The sequence below is a fragment of the Dehalococcoides sp. genome (assembly GCF_041654235.1).
GTDB lineage: Bacteria > Chloroflexota > Dehalococcoidia > Dehalococcoidales > Dehalococcoidaceae > Dehalococcoides > Dehalococcoides mccartyi_B.
Genome location: NZ_JBAZDW010000008.1, coordinates 1 through 23,270 on the forward strand (window position 1 = coordinate 1; position 23,270 = coordinate 23,270).

Sequence of the window (23,270 nt, forward strand, 5' to 3'; positions counted from 1 at the left end):
AGACCAGTCTGCAAGTATCTTTAGCACATCTTCTTCGGCCTGACGGCAATGGATTATCAGCGGGAGTCCGCTTTTATCAGCTAAATCCAGATGGTGATAAAAGGTTTCAAGCTGGGTATGGCGGGGAGAATAATCGCGGTAATAGTCCAGCCCGCATTCGCCTATGGCTACAACTTTATCAGTAATGCTGAGTATATCCAGACGTGCGAAATCCGCTTCGGTGACACCGGTGCATTCCTGAGGGTGGATACCAACCGCGGCATAAATGCCCGAATTGGCAGCGGCCAAATCTATGGCTTTTTGGCTGGAAGGTATGTCTATACCGGTGGTAATGATAGTCTTTACGCCGTTATCATATGCCCGTTTGAGCATTTCAGAACGGTCAGCATCAAATTCAGCCATGTCCAGATGAGCATGAGTGTCTACGTATTCCAAAATTTGCACGGCAAATTTCCTAATGAATTATTAGCTCGGTAGCATTTTCTATAAGGTTTAGAAGAGCTTCAGGTACAATGCCGAATATTAACACAGCCAAGCCCGAAATACCAAGCGCCAGTTTAAGCGGCCATGAAGCCAGCACCCGCACTTCCTCGCGGGGTTGTCTTAGCCACATCACCCGTATTACGTTGAAGTAGAAAACGGCGGATATTACGGTATTTACAGCCGCTACAATCATAAGCCACAGCAAGTCTGCCTGAACAGCCGCACTGAATATATAATACTTGGCAAGGAAGCCTGCCAAAGGAGGAAAACCGGTAAGCGATAATAATGCCAGTGTAAGAGCAGAGGCATATACCGGGTTTGTTTTGGCTAACCCTTCGTAAGATGATATCTCGTCACTGCCGGTAGAGCGGCTGATGGCGATGATTGAAACAAAGGCGACCAGGTCTGATACCGCAAAGGCGACCAGATAAAATAGCAGGCTTATCCGTCCGTCTGCCAGTTCAGGTGCATTGCCGACTGCCGCCAAAGCTACCAGTATGTAACCGGCGTGGGCTATGCTGGAATAACCCAGCATTCTTTTAATATTCTTTTGGGGTATAGCCAGTACGTTACCCAGTGTCATACCGGCAGTTGCCAGTACGGCAACTATCAGCGCCCACTCTTGGCTTAGTGCCAGCGGGTCTGTGAAAAGAGTGTAGAAAAGACGCAGGAACAGGGCAAATCCAGCCGCTTTGCTGGCTATGGAAAGGTACAAAGTGATAGGGGTGGGTGAACCCTGATAAACATCCGGTGCCCAGAACTGAAACGGGACGGCAGCCACTTTGAACCCCAGCCCGGTAATAGTCAGTATAATACCCAGTATAAATCCGGTATGGGCGGTTATGTCCATGCCGGACGGAAGTGTCTGTATATAGTTAAGAATACTGCCCAGATTGGTTTCTCCGCTGAAACCGTAGATGAGCACTAAACCAAATACCAGCATGGCGGAAGCTACCCCGCCTAAAAGCAGGTATTTGAGGGCAGATTCGGTAGAATGCTGGTCCTTAAGGAAACCTACCAGTACGTAAAAAGCCAGCCCGGCCAGTTCAAGCGAAAGGTACATGGTAATAAGATTGGTAGTGGAGGCCATCATTATCATGCCCAGCAGGGCAAGCAATACCAGTGCATAATACTCGCCTTGGAAACGCCTGAACTTGTTTACATAATCTATTGAAGCCATTATAACCAGCCCTGAAAGGCTGATAAAAAGAATACGGAAGAAACTGGCGTATCCGTCCAGTGCCCACATACCGCCGAAAGCCAGTTCCGGCGGGTTATTCCAGTTAAGCACTGTGGCAACAGCCGCTGCCCCTAAACCCAGCAGAGACAGGTAGGCCAGGTGCCTCTTGCTTTTGGTCAAAAAGAGGTCGGTTATTATTACCAATAGGGCTGTTATCAGTATTATTATCTCAGGCATAAACAAATCCATTTGTCTCTATCCACCGAAGAGGGCCGCCAGAGGGGCCACTCCGGTTTGAATAACATCTACTATAATTTGAGGGTAAAGCCCAACCCCAAACATAATAAGCAGGAATACCACTGAGAAGACTATTTCGGTTTTGTCGGCATCTTTTACCATCTGGAATTTGTCCAGTCCGGGACCCAAAAAGACCCGTTGAACTGTCCAGAGGATATAGGCTGCCGCCAGTACCAATCCCAAGAGGCATATCATGGTAAATACCTGTCCACCGGGAACTACCGAGCTCTGGAATGAGCCTAAAAAGACGCTTACTTCAGCAATAAATCCGCTGGTAGCCGGCACAGCCATAGCTCCCAGACCGGCCAGTATAAATATAATAGCCGTTCGGGGCATCTGTTTAGCCAGCCCGCCCATCTTATTAATATCACGTTCATGGGTGTTATGCATAACCACACCGGTTATGGCAAAGAGCAAACCGGTAATTATGCCGTGGCTGAACATTTGCAGAACCGCCCCGTTCATGGATATTTCACCCAGAGTAAATATACCCAGCAATACAAAACCCATGTGGCTTACCGAACTGTATGCAATAAGCCTTTTAATATCTGTTTGTTTGAGTGTTATGGCAGCGCCATAGATTACATTTATAACCGCAATTGTCAGTATCAAGGGTGCCCAGTCACGGCAGACATCCGGAAACATAGCCACGTTTAATCTCAGCATGGCATAGCCGCCCATCTTAAGCAACGTACCGGCCAGAATAACGCTGGCAGCGGTGGGTGCATCTGTATGGGCATCCGGCAGCCACGTATGAAACGGAAAGGCCGGAAGCTTAATGGCAAAGCCGATAAAGAACATAAAGAAAGTTAGCACCATCAAGGCCGGACGCAGGAAATTGTTAAGGTCTAAAGACGCAAGAGATGCTATATCCAGACTGCCGGTGGCAAAGAATAATATCAGTATACCGGCCAGTATGAAAGCGCCGCCAAACAGGGTGTAAAGGACATATTTAAGAGCGGAATATTCTTTGCGGCCAGCACCCCAAATGGAAATCAGGAAGTACATGGGGATAAGCTCCAGCTCCCAGAAGATAAAGAAGAGCAGCAGATCCAGTGAAACAAATACGCCTGTGATGCTGGTTTGCAGAATAAGCAACCAAACGAAGTACTCTTTTACCCGCAGTTCTACCTTCCAGCTGATAAGAACCGCCAGAACACCCAGCAAAGTAGTCAAAATAAGGAATGGCAAACTTAATCCGTCAACACCAAGGTGGTAATTGGCGTTTAAAAGCGATATCCAGGGGAGATTTTCTTCAAACTGAACAACCCCGGCCATAGAACTGCTTCGGTCAAATCCGGCAAAGACCGCAATTGAAAGCACCAGCGGCACAAGAGTGAGCAGCAGCGAAGTAATTTTTATTGCCCGCCCGGACAAACGCGGCCACAGAGCCATTAGTATAGCTCCCGCTGCGGGCAAGAATGTTATTAGTGTTAAGTATGGTATGCTCATACTCCCCCCTTACCAGATAATAAGAGCCGCCATCACCAGTACAACCACCCCGGCGGCAAGATAAATTCCATATGACTGGAGCTGACCTGTCTGGGCTTTCCGACCCACTTTGCCACCCTCCAGAGTTATGCTGGCAACTCCGTTTACAGCCCCGTCCACTATGCGTTCATCGGCAGTTCGGAAACGGCTGAAAAGACGGCTGAATAGTACTTTTTGAATGAAGAACCCGTTTATTCCGCCGTCTACTACCTTGCGGTCAAAGAAGGCCATAAAAGCAAACACACCTTTCATAAGTATGTTTTTAGCTATAGCCCCTTCATACAGCTCATCCATCCAGTATTTTTTGGAAAAGACCATGTAAAGCCCTTTGAAGCGTTCTGTAAATATAGCGGGTGAAAGGCTTTTCTTTTTATACATCAGGAATGCCAGATATATGCCGCCGCCGGCGACTGCCAGTGAAACCAGTGCCAGCGGGTGCAGCAAAATGCCGAATAAACCTTCAAAAAAGCCGGTATGGACTTCTTCACCAAGGAAGGAACTGAAACCGCCCCCTGCATTAAGCAAACCGCTGATTACCGAAGGCACAACCAGTATTAAAAGCGGCCATGACATAACACGAGGCGATTCATGGGGATTTCCCTTGCCGCGGTATGTACCCCCAAAAGCCACGAAGTAAAGACGGAACATATAAAAGGCCGTCAGAAATACAGTGATAAGTGCCAGAATAAACAGGATAAATTGACCATCCATAGCCCCTGCAAGTATCTCATCCTTGCTGAAAAAACCTGAAAGCGGCCAAATGCCTGCCAGACTGAGTGAAGCAATAAGGAAAGTCCTGCTGGTAACAGGCATGGGTTTGGAAAGCCCGCCCATTTCGCGGATATCAAATGTTCCGGTAGCGTGGTTTACACTTCCCGAACCCAAAAAAAGCAGACTCTTGAAAAAAGCATGGTTGAAAAGGTGGAATATACCGATGGCAATACCGCCTGTACCCAGACCCAGCATCATATAGCCCAGCTGGCTGACGGTGGAATAGGCCAGTATACGTTTCATATCATTCATAACAAGTGCCATGGTGGCGGCAAATATGGCAGTAACCGCCCCGATGATGGATACCCAAAGCATGGCGGTAGCCGAACTTTCAAATATGGGATAGGTTCGGGCAACCAGAAACACACCGGCGGCAACCATGGTGGCAGCATGGATAAGGGCGGAAACCGGGGTAGGACCTTCCATAGCGTCCGGCAGCCATACATGCAGTGGGAACTGGGCAGATTTGCCTACCGCACCTGCAAATATCCCCAGAGCAGCTATGGTAACCACGCCAGCCCCTATCAGCCCCATTTCAGCCATGCCGTTTAAGCTGTGTATATCCAGCGTGCCGGTATTGGCAAACAGGATTATTATGGCGGCTAAAAAGCCCACATCACCGATACGGGTTACGATAAAAGCTTTTTTAGCGGCATTGGCCGCGGCCGGGCGGGTAAACCAGAATCCGATAAGGAGATATGATGCCAAGCCTACCAGTTCCCAGAAGAAAAAGGTAAACAGTAAATTATCCGAGAGTACCAGCCCCAGCATGGAGGCGGTAAAGAAAGATAAAAAGGCATAATAACGGGGATATCCCTTGTCACCGTGCATATAGCCCTGTGAATATATATGCACCATCAGGCTAACAAAAAGGATTACAAAACACATTATAGCGGCCAGCGGGTCAAAGCTAAGGTTAAAGCTGATATCAATGGAATTTCCTACCGCAAACCAGCTGAAACCGGGTGCGTAGTAAGAAGCCCCTTCTTTACCCAGCAGACCTATCAGCCCCCATATTGAAAGCAAAAGGGAACCGCCTACACCGGCTATACCCAGATAACCGCTGATGGCTGGTTTTCTGCAGAAAAAGGCATACCCCAGAGCTATCAACGCCCCGCAGATAAGGGGGAGCAGCATTATGAGCCAGAGTCCGGTTTGGGTCATGGCTTATTCTTCCTCTTTACCACTTCATCAAATCTATCTTAGTTGCGTCAATAGTATCCCGGTTTTTGTAGATGGATATTATTATGGCCAGACCTATAGTTGCCTCGGCTGCGGCCACCGCAATAATAAACAGGGTGAATATTTGCCCGGTAAATAATTCGGGTGAAGCGAAACGGTTAAAGGCAACTGCCGCTATGGTAACCGCATTCAGCATTATTTCTATGCACATCAGTATTACTACAGCACTCTTCTTAACCAGTGCCCCGTAAAGCCCGATGCAGAACAATATTACCGCCAGTACCAAAAAGTGAGTCAGTCCCATATTATTTATCCCTCACCAGCACTATAGCCCCGATAATGGCGACTAGTAATATTACGCCCGTCAGCAGTACTCCCAGCCCAAACCCGTCTGCCCCGAAAAGCATATCCGCAAGCCCGGCAGTGGTGGTAGATGGGGGAGGGGCGTCGCTTGAAGTCCAGTTTGAACTGATAAGCATATAGGTCATTATCCCGCCTAGAGCGGTAACAACAAATAGAGCCGGTATCTTGAGTTTATTGGTAAGATTGCCGCGCTGAACCTCACGGGTAAGCATGATGGCCAGTATAATAAGCACTGATATAGCGCCGATATAGATAAGTATCTGCACTGCCGCCAGAAAGTCAGCTGAAAGAAGCAGGAACACACCTGCCACCGAAAGGAAACAGAGTATCAGCCAGAGGGATGAGTGGAAAATATTTTTCACTCCCACCACCAGCAAGGCGGAGACTATACAGGTTATGGCTATAATCCAGAACGCTATTTCCACCCAGGTTTACCTTTCAAAGTAGCCTTTCTTGTTTATAAGCAGGGTTTGCAGAGGCAGTTTCTCGGCGGCATCAGGGCGGTCGTATCCGCTAAGTACCCGTGTTTCCGAAGGGCCAAGTTCATCACCTGTCAGTATCAGCTCACGGCAACGGCATTCTGAGAAACTTTGACCTTCCGCCTTTTCAACATTTGTACAGCGGTAGGTTGTGGTTTCGTAGCCGCAGCCCATGTAAATAGCGTTTTTAGTGGGGCATGATTCAACACACAGCCCGCAAAAGATGCATAACCCAAAGTCTATAGACATATGGTCAACCTTAAGCTTGCGGTCCTCGCCTCTGGAAACCTCCATATTGATAGCCTTTACCGGGCAGGCACGGGCACAGGCCAGGCAGGCAATACAGGTCTCTTTCACCCAGATAACTTGATTGCCGCGTATCCTTTTTGACATGGCCAGTTTTTCTTCCGGATACTGGACAGTTATCCATGGGCGGAACAGGTGCTTAAAGGTCAGGCGCATTCCTTTCAGAATACCGCCGCCGGTATTACTTAATACTGACACGTCCGCCTCCCAGCTTGTAAAATCTACTGAACAGGAGGACAAGCCCGAACATTACAGCTATATTTATACCTATAAGCACAGCCGTGTTTATATCCGGCGCAATCAGTATTTCAAATGCAGTAATAACCAGATTGGCAAGGGACAAAGGCAACAGGAATTTCCAGCCGAAAGCCATTACCTGGTCTATACGCAGACGAGGTAGGGTGGCACGCACCCAGATTATAAACATGAAAACCAGAAGAACTTTGGCGATAAACCAGAAAACCGGGTGCAGCAGCGGCCCCTGCCAGCCTCCCAGAAAAAGGGTGGTGGCGATGGCGGAAACTGCCAGAACCTCGGCGTATTCCATAAGGTAAAAAAGCCCGAATTTCATGCCGGAATATTCGGTGTGAAAACCGGCAATGATTTCAGACTCGGCTTCGAGTAAATCAAAAGGAGTGCGGTTTACTTCTGCCATGGCGGCAGACAGGTAAACAAAAAAGCCCAGCGGCTGCAGCAGTATAAAGGGAACATCCTGAGCTTTTACTATCTCATTCATAGAGAGCGAGCCGGTTAACATAACAACACCGAGTATGGAAAGCACCAGCGGTATTTCATAGCTGACTTCCTGAGCTATGGTACGCATGGCACCCAGCAGGGAATACTTGTTGTTGCTGCTCCAACCGGCCATAAATATACCTATCACGGTTACCGAACTTACTGCCAGTATATAAAGTATGCCTATATTCAGGTCAACCAGCATAACTCCATCAGCAAAGGGTATGGCAGCAAACATTAGCATTACCGGTACGAAAGCCACTAAAGGGGCTAACCAGAAGACCCCTTTATCTGCCTCTGAGGGGATAATGTCTTCTTTGATAAGCACCTTGATCGCATCAGCTATAGGCTGTAGCAGACCGAAAGGGCCGGCTCTGTTCGGGCCGGGGCGAAGCTGAAAACGGCCGATAAGGCGGCGTTCCAGCCAGATAAATATAAGCACACTCACAATTACAAAACCAAAGAGTATGACCAAGTAAACCAAAAGATGGATCCAGAAGTCAGACATTATCTGTCCACCTCACCCATCACTATATCTATACTGCCGAAAATAGCCATAAGGTCAGCCACTTTCCAGCCTACTACCATATCTTTTAAAGCCGACAAATTTAAAAGACAGGGTGGGCGTACCCGCCAGCGGTAGGGTTTGTCTGTGCCGTCTGATACCAGGTAGAAGCCCAGTTCACCTTTAGGGCCTTCTATACGGCTGTACACCTCACCCGCCGGTGGTTTAAGAAGTTTGGGGGCTTTACCCATTATTTCACCTTCGGGCAGGTCTTTTACTGCCTGACGAAGTATCCGCACACTCTGGCGCATTTCTAAAATACGTATCATGTAACGGTCATAGGTATCACCGTTTTTGGCGATGGGTATATCAAACTCAAAACGGTTATAAATGGAATAAGGGTCATTCCGGCGGATATCCCAGTTTATGCCGCTTGCCCGAAGTACCGGGCCGGCCGCACTGGAATTTATAGCCAAATCACGCTTAAGTACGCCAACGCCTTTGGTGCGGATAAGCACAATCTCATTGGTGGAAATAAGCTGCTCGTATTCGTCAATAAAACCGGGCAAAGTATCCAGTAGTATTTTTAGGGCGGGCAGAAATTCTTCCGGCAAATCCTGAACAAATCCGCCAAAGCGGTAGTAGTTGTAATTTAAACGCTGACCGCTGCACATATCAAACAGTTCCACAATCTTTTCGCGTTCGCGGAACATATACAGCAAAGGGGTTTGAAGGGCGCCCAAGTCATTTAAGAAAAAACCCAAACCGGCCAGATGGCTGGCTATCCGCTGGAGTTCGTCCAGTATCACCCTTATATATTCAGCCCGTTCAGGCACTGTTATACCGGCTAGTTTTTCCACTGCCATAACATAAGCATGGTTATTGGTCATGGAGCCCAGATAATCCAGACGGTCTGTAAAAGGTATATCCTGCAGATAGGTGCGCCCCTCTGCCAGCTTTTCAATACCCCGATGCAGATAACCGAAAACCGGCTCAAGGTCAGTAATGACTTCACCATCCAGAACAATACGCAGGCGGAACACACCGTGGGTGCTTGGATGCTGGGGGCCTATATTCAGAATAAAGTTTTCAGTTTTAATGGCCATTTACAAAATCCTTGCGCAAAGGATAACCTTCAAAACCTTCCCACAGGAAAATGCGTTTCAGGCCTATATGGTTTTCAAAAAACACCCCAAAAAGGTCATATATTTCACGTTCCTGCAGCTCTGCTCCGCGCCAGATATCTACTACCGAAGCCATTTTCGGGTTTTTCTTGTCAGTCAGGCGGGTTTTTACAGTAGCAGAGGTATTATGCGTAATTGAGTTCAAATGAAAAATAATTTCTATATATTCAGGATAATCTGCGGCAGTCAGGTTTGTCAGATAATCCATTTGAATAGACGGTAAGGAAGTTAGGCGTTCACATACCTTGTGCATATCTTCGGGTGAAACCAGCAGGAAGCTGCCATCTGCCTGAATTTTAATTCCGGGCAGTTCTTTGGATAAGGCAGCCTTAAGTTGTGGGTAATCAAGTACAGCGGTCATAAATTTATCTCTTTAGGATACGGGTTTTATCTATTTTTTCGTGTATATCCATAATAGCCCTCATAAGTGCTTCCGGGCGGGGAGGGCAACCGGGCACATATACATCAACCGGGACTACCAGATTAAAACCGGGTACTACCGAATATGAATCCCTAAATAAACCGCCGCTGGTTCCGCAAGCCCCCATGGCCAATACCCATTTTGGTTCAGGCATCTGATCATAAATCCTTTTCAGCCAGGGAGCCATTTTCCATGTAAGAGTGCCCGCAACTATCATCAGGTCTGCCTGACGGGGAGAAGCACGGAATATATCCATGCCAAAACGGGCTAAATCCCAGCGGGAGGCTGCCATGCACATCATCTCAATAGCACAACAAGCTAAACCGAACATCACCGGCCAAAGGGAATAATGGCGTGACCAGTTAAGTACCTTTTCCACACTGGTGATAAATACACCCGGAGGCGGCTCTTCGCCATTTAGCCAGTCTGCAGGGTCAGGATAGGGGGATGTATGTCCGGTACGAAAGCTTTGAATTACCCCGCCTTCCTGCTGGTCAATCTCGTCCAGAGTAAGCAGGCTTAGCGGTTTTTCGAAGTTTAGTTCCATTCCAAAGCTCCCTTCTTCCACGCATACAGATAGCCCGCCAAAACTATTAACAGAAAGGCAAACACTATCCCGAAGGCATAAAACCCGAGCGAACCGATTTGTGTTGCCCAAGGAAAGAGGAAAACCAGCAACACATCAAAAGCAATAAGCAGAAGTGCGTAGTAATAGTAGCGGAAATTGAACTGAACCCAAGTGCGTCCATGAGTTTCTACGCCACATTCGTAGGCGGAGTTTTTAACGGGATTAGGTTTGCTGGGTACAATGCCCAGTTTTTTGAGGAGGACAGGCAGTCCTAGTACTACTGCCGTAAAAAGTATCGCAGCTACAAGGAATAGTGCAATATAGCTATAATCTACCAGCATAATTCCCCCCTGAAATACTTTTTACTACTATAGCATTAGTCCCCTTTCCGCGTAAAGTTTAAGTATAATGTAAGGGTATTATAAAATGGTAAGAATACTTAGTTATTAAGTATAAATAGATAAAAAATAATAATAAAGTCTAATACTAAAGTATTAAAACTTCAGTTGGTTGATAGAGATGGGTATGTATGAGCGGTGTATTGGTGAGGTAATACCCCATGTACAACCTCACCCATATTGAAATTACTTGTGTAGACTATGGGGATAATGCGCTAGGAATTTTTAAAATGGATTCTGCTTGGTCTGCTGGTACTGGAGCAGTTTTTGTAACCGTTCAGGGTAACTGCTTTTCAGTAAGGCTTCTTCCATCGAAACCATGTTTTGACGTACCAAATTTGCCAAAGACTGGTCTAGTGTCTGCATCCCGTCTTTGACACTTAGCTGCATTACGTTATGCAATTCATGAGCTTTTTTATCCCGTATCAGGTTGCGAACGGCGGTATTGGCCACCATTATTTCAAACGCTGCTACCCGCCCTTTGCCTCCAAGTTTGGGCAGCAGCGTTTGTACCAGTACTGCTTCAATAACCAAGGATAACTGCATGCGTATTTGTTGCTGCTGGTCAGGCGGGAATATATCTATCAGACGGTCTATAGTCTGGGGGGCGTCTGTAGTATGCAGTGTGCCCACTACCAGATGGCCTGTTTCGGCTGCGCTGATAGCCGTAGAAATAGTCTCCAGATCACGCATTTCACCCACCAGTATTACATCAGGGTCATGCCGCAAGGCGTGTTTCAGAGCAGTGGAAAAAGATTTGGTATCGTCACCCAAATCTCTCTGGGCAATGATACAGCGGTTATTGGTATATAGGTATTCAATGGGGTCTTCTATGGTAATGATGTTACGTGCATCTGTGCGGTTCAGGTGATCTACCATAGCAGCCATGGTGGTAGATTTACCGCTGCCGGTAGGTCCGGTTATGAGAATAAGCCCGCGCGGCTTCAGAATAAGCTCTTTGCAGATTTGGGGTACGCCCAGTTCATCTATACTTCGTATCTGAAAGGGCACCTGGCGGAAAGCAATGCTTATTGAGCCGCGTTGTCTCATTACATTTACCCTGAAACGGGCTACTCCGGGTACGCTGTAGGCGAAATCCAATTCTTTTTCAGCATAAAATACTTCGCGCTGTTCAGGCGTGGTTATCTCTTCCAGTATCTGTTCAATGGCCTTGTTGTACATAACCGGCCAGTCAGTCTGAGGTTGAAGTGCGCCATCTATTCTGAGTACAGGAGGGTTCGGCACCCGAAGATGCAAGTCCGAGGCTTTTTTGTCTACCGCTATTTTTAGTAATTCGTCTGCGCGCATTTGTCTTCCTTTTGAAACAGGTATGATATCATAATCATAGTATAAGTTAGTTTTAGTAAGGTAAATCCCCCGAAAGTACTACTTTGGTTTATTATATTATAACTATATTACCACTGGAGTGGATATATTTGTTTGAAGACTAGTATTGTAAGTGATATAGTTATCTAAATTTTAGCTTGAAGACATACCTGTTTCAGGCTGTGGTCAAGGCAGGGCTGAGATGCAAAAAACACTGGAGGAAATAAACCAGAGAATCAAAGAAGGCAAGGCTGTTGTCCTTACGGCTGAAGAAATTGTGGGCTATGCCAAAGAAAAAGGACTGAAAACAGCTTTCAAAGAAGTGGACGTTGTCACCACCGGTACTTTCGGCCCTATGTGTTCCTCTGGCGCTTACTTTAATATAGGCCATACTACTCCCCGCATGAAACTGGGCGGCGGCAGAGCCTATCTGAATGATGTGCCTGCTTATGCTGCTTTTGCTGCTGCAGATTTATATATAGGTGCCAATGCCCTTCCGGATGATGATCCCCGTAACCGCATTCACCCCGGCGAATTTAACTATGGCGGAGGGCATGTTATAGAGGAATTGGTAGCCGGCAAAGATGTGCGTCTTGAAGCCAGTGCCTACGGGACTGATTGTTATCCCAGACGGCGGCTTTCCGGCTACATAAATATAAAAGACCTTAACGAGGCTGTACTGTTTAATATGCGTAATGCATATCAAAACTATAATGTAGCCATTAATCTTTCAGATAAAACCATATACACCTACATGGGTGTTCTGAAACCTAATATGGGCAATATAAACTACTGCACTGCCGGTATGCTGTCGCCGCTTCTCAATGACCCGTATTACCGTACTATAGGTATTGGCAGCCGCATATTTTTAGGCGGCGGTGTGGGATACGTGGCTTGGCAGGGTACTCAGCATAACCCCGGTGTTGCCAGAACAGATGGCGGCGTGCCCAAAGGCGGGTCAGGTACACTGGCAGTTATAGGTGATTTAAAGCAAATGGATGCCCGCTATCTGATAGGAACCAGCATGCTGGGGTACGGCGTTACATTATCAGTAGGCATCGGTGTGCCCATCCCTATACTTTCTGAAGAAATACTCCAGTCTACTCTGGTTACGGATAATGATATTGTGGGTACGGTTATAGACTATTCATCTGCCTATCCCAATCTGCGCCCCGGTGCGGTGGCTGAAGTTACCTATGCGCAGCTACGCAGCGGCAAAGTACATATAAACGGCAAAGAAATCCCTACTGCTTCTCTGTGCAGTTACTCCCGTGCCCGGGAAATTGCCGGTAAACTGAAAAGCTGGATTGAAAAGGGTACATTTGAAATTACCAGCCCGGTTGCTCCGTTACCGGGAATAGATTCGGGGCTTTCAGTCCGTCCCTTTAATGAACGCCCCATTGGTGACAGTAATCAGCATCTCTTGTAGGTGATAATATGAAAACATCCAAAAGAATAGTTTTACGTTTTCCTCAAAGGCTGGTAGACCGCCCCATTGTTTACCACCTGATACGTGACTATGATTTGGCTTTCAATATTCTAAAAGCTTCCATAACCCCTGACAAAGAGGGTCTGATGGTGCTGGAAATCACCGGTGAACGCGAGGCATACGATAAAGGCATTGCCTATCTGAATGAAGCCGGGGTTAAAATAGATGCTCTTAACCGCGAAGTAACCCGTAATGAACACCGCTGTACTCATTGCGGGGCATGCGTGACTATGTGTCCGGTATATGCTTTCAGCATAGATGAAGAAAGCCGGGAGATTAAGTTTGATGCCAAGAAATGTATTGTTTGCGGCATATGTATCCAGGGTTGCCCGCCGCGGGCCATGGAACTGCACTTTTAGCTGAATACTATGTATGAACCCCGTACTTACAGAAACTGGGAAAATGCAGGATGCTTGATTCCCTTTCAGGTGATGGAAGAGGAAACTGATCTATTTATACTGGCCTCAACCGAACTCAAAGAATTAGGTTATTATTTTGTTAAAAAATACCGTCAGGAAATTATTGACTATATAAAACGCCAGCCAGAATTTGCTTCCAGTCTCAAACCTGTCAAAATCCACCTTGATGCCAGTTCCATTATACGGGATATGGCCGAAGCCGCCGCTAAAGCAAGTGTAGGCCCTATGGCTGCCGTTGCCGGGGCTGTGGCCGAATATGTGGGCAAAGAGCTTCTGGCTTACAGTTCTGAAGTTCTGGTTGAAAATGGCGGAGATATATTTGTGCATACTCTATCCACCAGGCGTATTGGGATATTTGCCGGCAAGTCCACCCTAAGTGGCACACTGGCACTGGAAATAAGCCCTGACCAAAGCCCGCTTGGTATTTGCACTTCTTCAGGTACGGTGGGGCACAGCCTCAGTTTCGGGAAAGCCGATGCGGCCATAGTCATATCTAAATCTGCAATTTTGGCGGATGCTGCCGCTACGGCTGTAGCCAATCTGGTACAAACCAGCGATGATATTCCACTAGCACTGGAACATGGACAGAAAATAGAGGGCGTCAGCGGGTTGGTGGTTATTAAGGACGACAAGATAGGTATCTGGGGGAATGTAAAACTATGCCCTATATCTCCCCACGCTGACCTGAAAGTATCCGAATAATTAAAGATATGGTAAAGTATGTTCGGTGTACATACTCAGGGATGGTAGATTACGGTCGCTAATACCTTCCCCTGTTTTATAAAATGGTTACTGAGTAATAGTGCGGGATAAAGCAGCTGTTTTAAGAAAGCAAAATAGCTTCAACGGAGGGATGGGAATGGCACCACGTTTTCTAAAAGGCCAAAGAGTAAAAATATTATCAGTACGTTTAGCCAACATGACCTCCAAGTACCCTGAAATTGATAAATATGTTTCCGAAACCGGTGTAATTATAGAAGATTATTTTGTGCGCTACATGGACCCCAAAAACGAAAAGCCTCCCATTACAAGCTATATGTATTCTATAAAACTGGATACGACCCGCCGCTTGATAACCGTAGCCGAAGATGCCATGGAAATATATCTTGGTTGACTGCCTAATATAAGAAGGTTTTTGCCATGCCTACCTTGCAGGATGAATATTTAGCCGGGCGCACAGCCGAAAAACTGATAAAACAACATCATGCCAAACTGGTGCGGGGTGCCATAGTAAAAGCTTGCCTTTCCCCGCGGGTTATTTTGACATTCAGTCTTATCTTGATTATCAGTTTGGGCGGATTCTTTTTGTTCGGGAAATTACTGGGGTTATTTGAAAACTGAAAATAGCCTGCTAAGTATATAAATATAAAATATTGTCACATATATTTGATATTACTGATTACCGTCAAGAATATTTGAGTTGATTTGTTACCTGAAAAGGTACGTTCTGCTATTAGGCAATCTCGTATATGTACCATTCATTTTACAAAATGATACCTGACTGGATTTTCGTCTAAATTGATTTTAATATAATATTAAAAGGGTAGAATCAAAGATATGGGAATCATTTACCATAATAAACCTGAAATGAAATCACCCATCCTGCTGGCAGCCTGGCCGGGCATTGGCAACGTAGGTATTATTACCTTAGCCACTTTGCGGGACCAACTGGGGGCAGGTGTTTTGGCGGACATAGAGCCGGAAGAGTTTTTTTATCCTGCCGGGGTAAATATAAAAAACGGGGTTCAACAGGAATTGCGCTTCCCCTTGAGCTGTTTTTATTATCAGCAGTGGTGCGGTCAGGATATTGTAATATTTATGGGTGACGAACAGCCGGCTGATGGTCAGAATACATATGCTCAGGGAAGCCGGGCATACAACATGGCAAACAGAGTACTGGATGTAGCCGAAGAGCTGGGCTGCCAACGCATTATTACGTTTGGTGCAGCAGTTACCATGACTCATCATAAAATAAAACCCAAGGTATGGGCAGTTGCCAACAACAAAAAATTTCTTAATACGATACAGGAACGCATGCCGGCGGAACTTAAAAGTAGTCTGGCAGGCAAAAACTTTGTGGCTAATATATCCGGTTTAAACGGATTATTACTTGGCGTAGCCAATAAAAGAAATATGTCCGCCGCCTGCCTTATGGGTGAAATACCTGATTATCTTTCTCATTTGCCGCTGGTATATCCTCATGCTTCGCGTTCCACACTTGAAGCTCTGAGATATGTGATACGTATCAGCGTAGATTTATTCCGTATGGATGAGTCGGTCAAAGAAGTAGATGAAATGATTGCAGATATGTACTCCCGTTTTCCGGAACTGGTAAGGCAAAAACTGGATAACCGCTTTCATACTAATGAGAACCGGGGTATTTCCGATGATGATGAAAAGTGGCTCAAAGAAAATATAAATGACTTTTTCAAGAAAGACCATAATCAGAATGAACATGGAAGTTAAAAAAATCCAGGCGAAGTGCCTGATTATATCTTGGCAGGGTGAATTCGGCTTGCTCGGTGAAAGAGTATTGGCTGAGATAGAGAAACAGGATACACCATCCATAGTATTTGAACTAGAGATAGAAAAATATTTTTCCCTTGGCGGAGTAGCTGTCAGAGAAGATTTGGCAAATTTCCCAGCCGGGGAACTTGAATATCTGCCCAAATGGCAGTTACTGGTATTTAAAGGCAGTATTCCCGAATTTAACCAATATGAATACCTTAAAAAGATAATTGATACGGCAATGGATTATCAGGTAAATGAAATTATTTGTCTGGGTAGTGTGGGCGCCATGATTTCCCATACTGCGCCTCATCGCCTTATGGCGGTAGTAAATTCTGATATCCATAAATACAGTCTGGAAAATACCGGGGTTGAGTGCAATATGGATTTTGATACTCCGCCTAACCAGAAAGTAGACATAAACTCTTTTGTAATCTGGCAGGCAGGGAAATACGGTTTGAATGCCATGAGCTTATGGCAGGTTCTGCCTTTTTACCTTCAGGCAAGCGGTGATGCCGCAGCTGAGCTAATCCTGCTTGAATTTCTGTGTGATAGGTTTGAACTGGAACTTAATCTGGATGAAATAGAACAAAGGGTGCAATACCAATCTGACCGGATACAAAACCTGAGGCAGACAAATGCGCAGGTGGAAAACGGGTTGAGAATGCTGGAAGGCGGGCTTAGTCTGGATACCTCTGTCCGTAATCAGCTTGGTGACCAGATAAGCCGCCTTTTTGATAATCGCTAGTTTTTCAAGTGCCCGGGGTTATTTTATGTCGTCAGTCAGGGGTGTTTCTTCCGTGGTTTCGGTAAAACACGAACCAACATCGTCACCTTCCGAAGAAGACGGCATTTTATCACGTCGCTCCCTAAGCCAGCGGTGAATCTCGTCCAGTACCGGCGGGGCTACACTGAAGACTTCAATATCCGATGGGAACTGCATCAAGTTGCCTTCGCGGATAAACAATACACCGGCCTGATTTTCTTTTATCATTTCGCTTATTCGGCGGCGGATAAATTCATAACGGCTCTTTACAGCCTGAATAAATTTCTCTGAAACCAGTTTGGATACATTTTGGCTGGTAAATCCTATAAGCATAAAGCGTTCCCAGTCCAAACATTCCCGTACCAGTTCACTGCCTTCAGTAACCTCTACCAATGCGCCTTTTTCCACGAAACGAAGTGCCATTTCTTTGCTTATAGGGCTGAAATTGGTGAGTACTTCCAACCCTTCAATCCCGTTTTGATCTACGGATTCATGAAACACATAATCAACCGTACCAATGCGGCTTTCCAAGTGGGCCAGCTGTACGCCCACTTCTGTCCAGTAACGCCTTAACATGGCGTCGTATTCCGTTGGGGCATCCTTCCAGCCAAGTACCAGCGGCACTACGTAAAGTTTCTTTTTATCCGTATACTGATTGCTTTCTGGTTTTTGTATTTTAGCTATATCTTCAGACACTCTGACCTCCTGTTTGTAGGGTATATATGTATTCTAGCAGCCAAAATCCGGTCTATCAAACCTAATTTTCGGGGAAAAACAGATCATCATAAATCAACTCCAGCTTCAGTTTATGTTCCAGTTCCTCGGAAGCCAAGACCCGGCACATATTTTTGGTTTCCTGGTTAATAAAAGTAGACATCAGGTGGGAATAAAATTCCGAAGAAGATTGTTCTTCTTTGATGGCATAGAGAAGAATATTTTGCAGGTCTGCTCCTTCCAACTGGTTACCACCTGTTACATAAGTATCCAGTTTAAGAGACTGCAAGCGGGGTGTGACTGCTTTTGGTTTGAATTCACCTTTGACCAACAAATCTTTAAGTACTTTCAGATGGTTTTCTTCGCTCTGTATCAGCGAATTAAGAAGCTGCCTGACTGCGTCGTCATCCGTTTTTTGTATGGCGAACTGGTAAAGTGATTGGGAAGCAACTTCCTTGTATATAGCCGCTTCAATTAGTTCTTTTAATTCTTCACTCACTTGACGATGTCCTTTCTGGTATACAAAAAATTTGCTTTCAGGTAATACCATAAAACGTTTCTTCATATAAGATCCGTTCTTTGAGCTTTATTATAACAGGCAGGTCGTTCTTGGGGTAATTCATTTACAAAACATATGTGATAAATATATGACAATAAATCACTGGCAAATATGCAACCTATTAGGGTAGAGGCTGTGAGGTTTGGGCTAAACTATATGGCGAAAGCGTTTTAATGTATTAAGTACATCAGCGTCATCAACCTGGGTAAAGTAGCAATAATACTGCCCCACAGATTCAAACTCCTCGGGACATTTTAAGCAGATAACTTCGTCCGCCAAATGCTCCAGCCGCTTCAGAGTACTCTCAGGCCCTACCGGCAGGGCGGCAATAAGATAGGCAGGGCATTCTTGACGGACTGAATTCAGAGCCGCTTCAAAAGTAGCTCCGGTAGCTATGCCGTCATCTGCTATGATAACCAGGCGGTTATTTAAGGGGATACGGGGAATAACTTCACGGTAGACACGGGCCCGTCTTTTAAGCTCATCAAACTGAAATTCAGACTCCTGTTGTATATAGTCAGAGGAAATGCCCAGTTGCTGAATAAGATGGCGGTTTAAGTATATCTGGCCATTTTCGGATATAGAGCCTATAGCCAGCTCAGGGCTGGATGGGGCACGAAGCTTTCGGGAGAGTATGATATCCAGTCTGGCATCACGCAGGCGTTCAGCTATTTGGGCGGCAATAACTACACCGCCGCGGGGTATACCCAGTACAACTGCCTGCTTGCCTTTCAACTGGCCAAATTCGATAGCCAGAAAAGCACCGGCTTCGTATCTGTCTGTAAAAGCCGAATGGTCTTGTGATACGATTTTGAGCATATCCCGCCACCCCGCCGTATTATTTCCCGGGTAGAATTAGTAATCTATAACGAATTTACCATTTTTATATAATAACTCACTGTCTACCCAGATTTCACCGCCATCCCGCAAGTCACATACCATATCCCAATGAACAGCAGATTTATTGATACTGCCAGTTTCCGGATAGCCCGCACCACAGGCTAGATGGAAACTGCCGCCGATTTTTTCATCAAAGAGTATTTGCTTGGTAAATTTCTGGATTCCTTCGCTGGTGCCAATGGCAAACTCACCCAGATAGCGGGCGCCGGGGTCGGTATCCAGTGTTTTAAGCAGAAAATCTTCATTGGTTTCGGCTGTAGCTTTTACTACCTTGCCCTTTTTAAACCAAAGGCGTATCCCGGTAACTTCACGTCCGCTTTCTATGGCCGGATACGAGAAATAGACATGCCCTTCCGCACTGTCTTCCACAGGACCTGTAAATACTTCGCCGTCAGGCATATTGAGTTTGCCGTCACAGCTTATAAATTTGCGTCCTTCAATACTCAGGCGGAGGTCAGTTTCCTTGGCCTTTATATGGACCTGTTTTTTACCTTTAAGCCAATTTACTACTTTTTGCTGACGGGCATTTAAGTTTTTCCAAAAAGCTACCGGGTCATTCATATCCGGCAGACAGGCACTATAAACAAAATCGGTATATTCTTCCAGACTCATACCCGCATCCTGGGCGTATCCGTTAGTGGGATAGATGGCTAAAACCCAGCGGAAATTTCCCTCAGCCGTACGGCGCATGCTTGTTTCCATAAGGTCTGTACGGGCTTTCTCAAAGGCCACCATTTTTTGAGGGTCAATGCTAGTCATAGATTTGGTGTTTTCTTCTGCCAGCAGGTGGATAGTGGCATCGTACTTTTCGGTAATATACCTCTGGGGGAAATGTACATAGCTTATCTGTTCGTCCGAACCGTACCTGAGCAGATACTCCAGAAATTCGTTTTTAGAAACCTGCATAAGCGGATGGCCGCCGGCGGCCAGTATTTTTTTGTATACCTCAACCGCCAGAGGCAATGCACCGCTGAAATAGTTTACAGCCACAGTATCACCGGGTTTTACCTCAATGGAGTAATTAACCAGTAAATCAGCCAGTTTTTCTACACGCGGGTCAATCATGGCAAGCCTCACACAAAACATATTACAGTTTATTATAGTACCGGGGGTGAACAAATCCAATCATCTATCCCCGAAAGGCTTTAGCAAATATTAAAACATAGCAGCTGATACAGAGTGATAAAAATATCCGGGTATAGCTGGTTCAGCAATTAGAAGCGGATTATAAGCTGAAATATCCGTATTACCATTCCCGAACGAAGCGGCTGACGGAAGATACGCGGCAACTGTAAAACTGCTTGAAGTATAGTCCTGAATTTCAGGGCAAATATGTCCAGCCGGTAGGCTGATACAAATGCTTGGGGAATAGCACTGCCGGCAGGCTTTAGTTCTTTTATGCTGTTTATAAATAGTCCCACCACCAGAGTTCTGGCTATCACCGAGACTAAAAAGAGGCTTAGCATATGGTAGCCGTTAAGCTGCGGCAAAACACTAACAAGTAAGCCGCCAACCAATGAACCCAGTGCAATACCCAGACTGTTTCCTCCGGTATAAAGGGCAAAACCACGCATACGGTTACGGCGGCTGGAACTTTCAAAAATATAATTGGTACCGGATAACAGGAAACCAGCCCATATAATACCTGAAAGTGCCTGAACGCCTATCAAGTAATATGTATTGTGGCTGAATATCCATAGCAAAGGCACAACCGGCACAAAGACACTGCACAGCTTGAGTATCTTTACATTGCCGCAGATATCACAAATCCGCCCCCATACCTTCATGAAAACAAAGTTGGCTACTGAAGCTGAGGATATTACTATTATATAAGTCAGGTAGTCAAAGCCAAGCTCACGCAGCATATAAACCGCAAAGAACGGAGCGGCTATATAAGTACTGAAATTTATAAGTGCGGAGTAGGATATGAATTTGCCCATAGGGGTTTTATTCAAGTCCTTTACTAGAGCTTTCATGCTGACGCCGTCTTTAATCGGGGCTTTGGCCTGGGGGTCTTCCATTTTATTTAAAAAGAAACTTGAGATAAAACGAGCCAGACTGGCACCGAAAAATATGAGCCCGAAACCCAAAAACAGGGTGTCAGCGCTTATTTGGAGGAGTAAACCGCTGGCCAGTGAGAACGCCAAAGTCATAATCCCGGCTATCATGCCACGGTAACCGAAAAAACGCCCGCGGATAGAACCCGGCACCAAGTCTGCCATAAGGCTTGACCAGGCAGGATTGCCCAGTGAACCAAACATGGTTCCCAAGGTATACCAGAGTATCAGCCACCAAACCCCGAAATCACGAAAAAGCAAAGGCAGCACAAATGCCGGCAAAAAACACACCGCCTGAAGTAATACTGCTTTAAATACGAAACTCTTGCGGCTTTTGGCCTTTTCGGAAAGGAATGGGGCAAATAGTTGTGAAAGCGCAACAGATAGATTCGGCAAAGCCGAAAGTATACCTATCTGAGGTACAGATGCCTTAAGGGCCAAGGCAAAAGGCGTTATATAATCCTGGGTCAAACCTAGCATAGCTGAATATGCAGCCCCGTCCTTAATACTGTTATCTAAACTCTTGCGAGTGATTGTCTTCATTTTAACTACTCAATTTCCCTAACTGAAATATGGCCAATGTTGATACCAGAAGAACCAGAGGGGTGATTGTAAGTCCCAGTTTTGTAAATTCCATGGGCTTTATTGCCAGCCCCCGTTTGCGCAGAAGTATCAACCAGAGCATGGTAGACAAAGAGCCCATTATAAGCAGATTAGGACCCAAGTCTGCTCCCAAAATAGCTTGATAAATCAAACCTGAATTGGCCCCGCCAATGTCACTGACAGCCGACAGGCTGGATACCGAGACCATCATCATCGGCCAATTATTTATAAGGTTAGATCCGATAGCTGTACCGAAAGAAGTAATCAAACCAGCTTCCAGCTGGCCTCCATCAGCCAGAGTATTTGAAAGAAAGTTACCCAATGTTGCAGTAAGCCCTGTATTTTCGAGTCCGTTTACCATAAATGCCAGACCAAGTACAAATGGCAGTATTGACCAAGCAACCGAATGCTTCAAGTGGTTAAAATCCAATTTTTTATAAAATGAAGTTATGCCCAGCAGTATAAAAGCAGTAAGCACCAGAGGTATTGCCAGTGGCCACCCCATAAACGAAGTCAAAAGACAAGCTGCCGCCAGAAAAATTAGTACCAGCCTGACGGAGCGTGAAAACCTGTCTGAGGCAACAGCTTTAGTCTCCACAAGCGAAAGCCCTGTTCTAAGATCATGTCTGAAGACAACATAAAATATGGCTATAGTAATCGTGATAGCCAGTATGCTGGGTATTAACATGTAAGTAGTGTATTCCCCAAGGCTCAGATTAAACTTGTCTACCGCCAGCAGATTGACCGGATTGGAAAATGGGAAAATAAATGATGCCGTATTTGCTACAAAGGCACAGGCAAATATATACGGCAAAGGTTTCAAGCCATAGCGGCTAACAAGCATAAAAACTACAGGAGTCAGGAGCAGGGCAGTAGCGTCATTTGACATAAACATGGTAATAACTATGCCAAGAGCAAAAACCAAACCCAGCAAACGCCACGAACTGCCACCAGACAGTTTTAGAGCCAGATTGACAGCCGAATTGAAAAAGCCGGATAACTCTGCGAAATAACTTACTAGCATAAGCCCAAGGAAAAATAGCAGGATATTCAGATTAGCAGAAAAAATCTGGCTGATATTTGAAAGGGGAACAAGCCCCAGAATAAACATAAGAATGGCGCCTAAACAAATAGCCCCGGCTTCATTAAAGGGCCGAGGTTTAAAAATCACCAATAAAATGGTGGCTATAAATATTGATAAGGCTAACCAGAGCATATCCAAATATAATGCAGGAGAATCACCTTGATGCTAGGGAGATTCTCCTGCCCTTTACCATCAGTGAATTACCAGTTACTTTTTAACGGGCTTGGCAGCGGGAGCGCCGGGTTTGGAAGCAGGAGCCATGGGTTTTTTATCAACCATTTTAGTCACCCCCTTTCGTGCACTTTAATGTACCCGATGTGGCAACACCTACGTTGTCAATTTTAGATATTGCATGCACAAACAAAATAGTTTACAATCAAGATGTTCTGTTATTCATGCTTATTTAGTTATGATATCTAAAACATGAATAATTTATCACTAATCAAAGACCTTGTCAAATGGTAGAATTGGGCATAAATTAA

26 protein-coding genes are annotated in these 23,270 nt (G+C 45.6%); 7 read left to right on the top strand and 19 right to left on the bottom strand.

Going from position 1 to position 23,270, the window contains the following annotated elements; all coding sequences use genetic code 11:
- The 13 genes from WC259_RS01845 to WC259_RS01905 form a co-directional block, all read right to left on the bottom strand.
- On the bottom strand, positions 1-444 hold a 444-nt coding region (locus tag WC259_RS01845), incomplete at its 3' end, for a TatD family hydrolase (RefSeq protein WP_372642950.1).
- Positions 445-454: 10 nt separating this feature from the next.
- Entirely contained in the window at positions 455-1,912 is a 1,458-nt protein-coding gene (locus WC259_RS01850; protein ID WP_012984327.1) for an NADH-quinone oxidoreductase subunit N, read from the bottom strand.
- A 6-nt stretch (positions 1,913-1,918) separates the two neighbouring features.
- Positions 1,919-3,412 carry a NuoM family protein gene (locus WC259_RS01855; protein WP_015407753.1) on the bottom strand — a complete coding sequence of 498 codons (1,494 nt, stop codon included), beginning with the start codon at positions 3,410-3,412 and terminating at the stop codon, positions 1,919-1,921.
- A gap of 9 nt (positions 3,413-3,421) precedes the next feature.
- The gene (nuoL, locus tag WC259_RS01860) at positions 3,422-5,386 is read right to left on the bottom strand and encodes an NADH-quinone oxidoreductase subunit L (protein ID WP_012984325.1); all 1,965 of its coding nucleotides are present in this window, start codon (positions 5,384-5,386) and stop codon (positions 3,422-3,424) included.
- Between the two features lie 16 nt (positions 5,387-5,402).
- Positions 5,403-5,708 (bottom strand): NADH-quinone oxidoreductase subunit NuoK, encoded by a 306-nt coding sequence (gene nuoK / locus WC259_RS01865; protein ID WP_011309372.1) that lies wholly within the window; start codon positions 5,706-5,708, stop codon positions 5,403-5,405.
- A 1-nt stretch (position 5,709) separates the two neighbouring features.
- Positions 5,710-6,192, bottom strand: a complete 483-nt coding sequence (locus WC259_RS01870; RefSeq protein ID WP_011309371.1) for an NADH-quinone oxidoreductase subunit J — start codon at positions 6,190-6,192, stop codon at positions 5,710-5,712.
- Positions 6,193-6,198: 6 nt separating this feature from the next.
- On the bottom strand, positions 6,199-6,750 hold the full coding sequence (locus WC259_RS01875; protein WP_011929113.1) for an NADH-quinone oxidoreductase subunit I: 552 nt from the start codon (positions 6,748-6,750) through the stop codon (positions 6,199-6,201).
- Positions 6,734-7,795, bottom strand: coding sequence for an NADH-quinone oxidoreductase subunit NuoH (gene nuoH / locus WC259_RS01880; RefSeq protein ID WP_077998104.1), 1,062 nt, complete (start codon positions 7,793-7,795; stop codon positions 6,734-6,736). Before nuoH ends, WC259_RS01875 begins: the two co-directional genes overlap by 17 nt.
- Positions 7,795-8,898: an NADH-quinone oxidoreductase subunit D gene (locus tag WC259_RS01885; protein WP_011929111.1), complete on the bottom strand. Its 1,104-nt coding sequence runs from the start codon at positions 8,896-8,898 to the stop codon at positions 7,795-7,797. The genes nuoH and WC259_RS01885 overlap by 1 nt, the downstream gene beginning before the upstream one ends.
- Entirely contained in the window at positions 8,888-9,337 is a 450-nt protein-coding gene (locus WC259_RS01890) for an NADH-quinone oxidoreductase subunit C (RefSeq protein WP_015407751.1), read from the bottom strand. Before WC259_RS01890 ends, WC259_RS01885 begins: the two co-directional genes overlap by 11 nt.
- A gap of 4 nt (positions 9,338-9,341) precedes the next feature.
- Positions 9,342-9,785, bottom strand: coding sequence for an NADH-quinone oxidoreductase subunit B (locus WC259_RS01895; RefSeq protein ID WP_372642979.1), 444 nt, complete (start codon positions 9,783-9,785; stop codon positions 9,342-9,344).
- A 149-nt stretch (positions 9,786-9,934) separates the two neighbouring features.
- Positions 9,935-10,306 carry an NADH-quinone oxidoreductase subunit A gene (locus tag WC259_RS01900; RefSeq protein ID WP_011309365.1) on the bottom strand — a complete coding sequence of 124 codons (372 nt, stop codon included), beginning with the start codon at positions 10,304-10,306 and terminating at the stop codon, positions 9,935-9,937.
- 282 nt (positions 10,307-10,588) lie between these two features.
- The gene (locus WC259_RS01905; RefSeq protein WP_011309364.1) at positions 10,589-11,671 is read right to left on the bottom strand and encodes a type IV pilus twitching motility protein PilT; all 1,083 of its coding nucleotides are present in this window, start codon (positions 11,669-11,671) and stop codon (positions 10,589-10,591) included.
- Between the two features lie 220 nt (positions 11,672-11,891).
- Between WC259_RS01905 and WC259_RS01910 the strand changes: the two genes are divergently transcribed.
- From WC259_RS01910 to WC259_RS01940, 7 genes are all read left to right on the top strand, one after another.
- Positions 11,892-13,118 carry a homocysteine biosynthesis protein gene (locus WC259_RS01910; protein WP_012984324.1) on the top strand — a complete coding sequence of 409 codons (1,227 nt, stop codon included), beginning with the start codon at positions 11,892-11,894 and terminating at the stop codon, positions 13,116-13,118.
- An 8-nt stretch (positions 13,119-13,126) separates the two neighbouring features.
- The gene (locus WC259_RS01915) at positions 13,127-13,537 is read left to right on the top strand and encodes an NIL domain-containing protein (RefSeq protein WP_011929107.1); all 411 of its coding nucleotides are present in this window, start codon (positions 13,127-13,129) and stop codon (positions 13,535-13,537) included.
- Between the two features lie 9 nt (positions 13,538-13,546).
- A complete protein-coding gene (locus WC259_RS01920) occupies positions 13,547-14,299 on the top strand; it encodes a UPF0280 family protein (protein ID WP_011309361.1) in 753 nt (250 codons plus the stop codon).
- Between the two features lie 157 nt (positions 14,300-14,456).
- Positions 14,457-14,711 (top strand): hypothetical protein, encoded by a 255-nt coding sequence (locus tag WC259_RS01925; protein ID WP_011309360.1) that lies wholly within the window; start codon positions 14,457-14,459, stop codon positions 14,709-14,711.
- 26 nt (positions 14,712-14,737) lie between these two features.
- Entirely contained in the window at positions 14,738-14,938 is a 201-nt protein-coding gene (locus WC259_RS01930) for a hypothetical protein (RefSeq protein WP_011309359.1), read from the top strand.
- Between the two features lie 216 nt (positions 14,939-15,154).
- Positions 15,155-16,063 carry a PAC2 family protein gene (locus WC259_RS01935; RefSeq protein ID WP_012984322.1) on the top strand — a complete coding sequence of 303 codons (909 nt, stop codon included), beginning with the start codon at positions 15,155-15,157 and terminating at the stop codon, positions 16,061-16,063.
- Complete coding sequence (locus WC259_RS01940; protein ID WP_227028512.1) at positions 16,053-16,853, top strand: PAC2 family protein; 801 nt, start codon at positions 16,053-16,055, stop codon at positions 16,851-16,853. Before WC259_RS01935 ends, WC259_RS01940 begins: the two co-directional genes overlap by 11 nt.
- Positions 16,854-16,871: 18 nt before the next feature.
- On the opposite strand, the gene WC259_RS01945 is transcribed toward WC259_RS01940, so the two are convergent.
- The 6 genes from WC259_RS01945 to WC259_RS01970 all read right to left on the bottom strand — a co-directional run bounded on the left by WC259_RS01945 (position 16,872) and on the right by WC259_RS01970 (position 22,920).
- Positions 16,872-17,567 (bottom strand): hypothetical protein, encoded by a 696-nt coding sequence (locus WC259_RS01945; RefSeq protein WP_012984320.1) that lies wholly within the window; start codon positions 17,565-17,567, stop codon positions 16,872-16,874.
- Positions 17,568-17,628: 61 nt separating this feature from the next.
- Positions 17,629-18,084, bottom strand: a complete 456-nt coding sequence (locus WC259_RS01950) for a rubrerythrin (protein ID WP_034376509.1) — start codon at positions 18,082-18,084, stop codon at positions 17,629-17,631.
- A 207-nt stretch (positions 18,085-18,291) separates the two neighbouring features.
- Positions 18,292-18,963 carry a phosphoribosyltransferase gene (locus WC259_RS01955; protein ID WP_012984318.1) on the bottom strand — a complete coding sequence of 224 codons (672 nt, stop codon included), beginning with the start codon at positions 18,961-18,963 and terminating at the stop codon, positions 18,292-18,294.
- 36 nt (positions 18,964-18,999) lie between these two features.
- Positions 19,000-20,109: an aminopeptidase gene (locus WC259_RS01960; RefSeq protein WP_012984317.1), complete on the bottom strand. Its 1,110-nt coding sequence runs from the start codon at positions 20,107-20,109 to the stop codon at positions 19,000-19,002.
- A gap of 149 nt (positions 20,110-20,258) precedes the next feature.
- Positions 20,259-21,644, bottom strand: coding sequence for an MFS transporter (locus WC259_RS01965; protein ID WP_012984316.1), 1,386 nt, complete (start codon positions 21,642-21,644; stop codon positions 20,259-20,261).
- Between the two features lies 1 nt (position 21,645).
- A complete protein-coding gene (locus WC259_RS01970) occupies positions 21,646-22,920 on the bottom strand; it encodes an ArsB/NhaD family transporter (RefSeq protein ID WP_372642961.1) in 1,275 nt (424 codons plus the stop codon).
- Between the last annotated feature and the right edge of the window lie 350 nt (positions 22,921-23,270).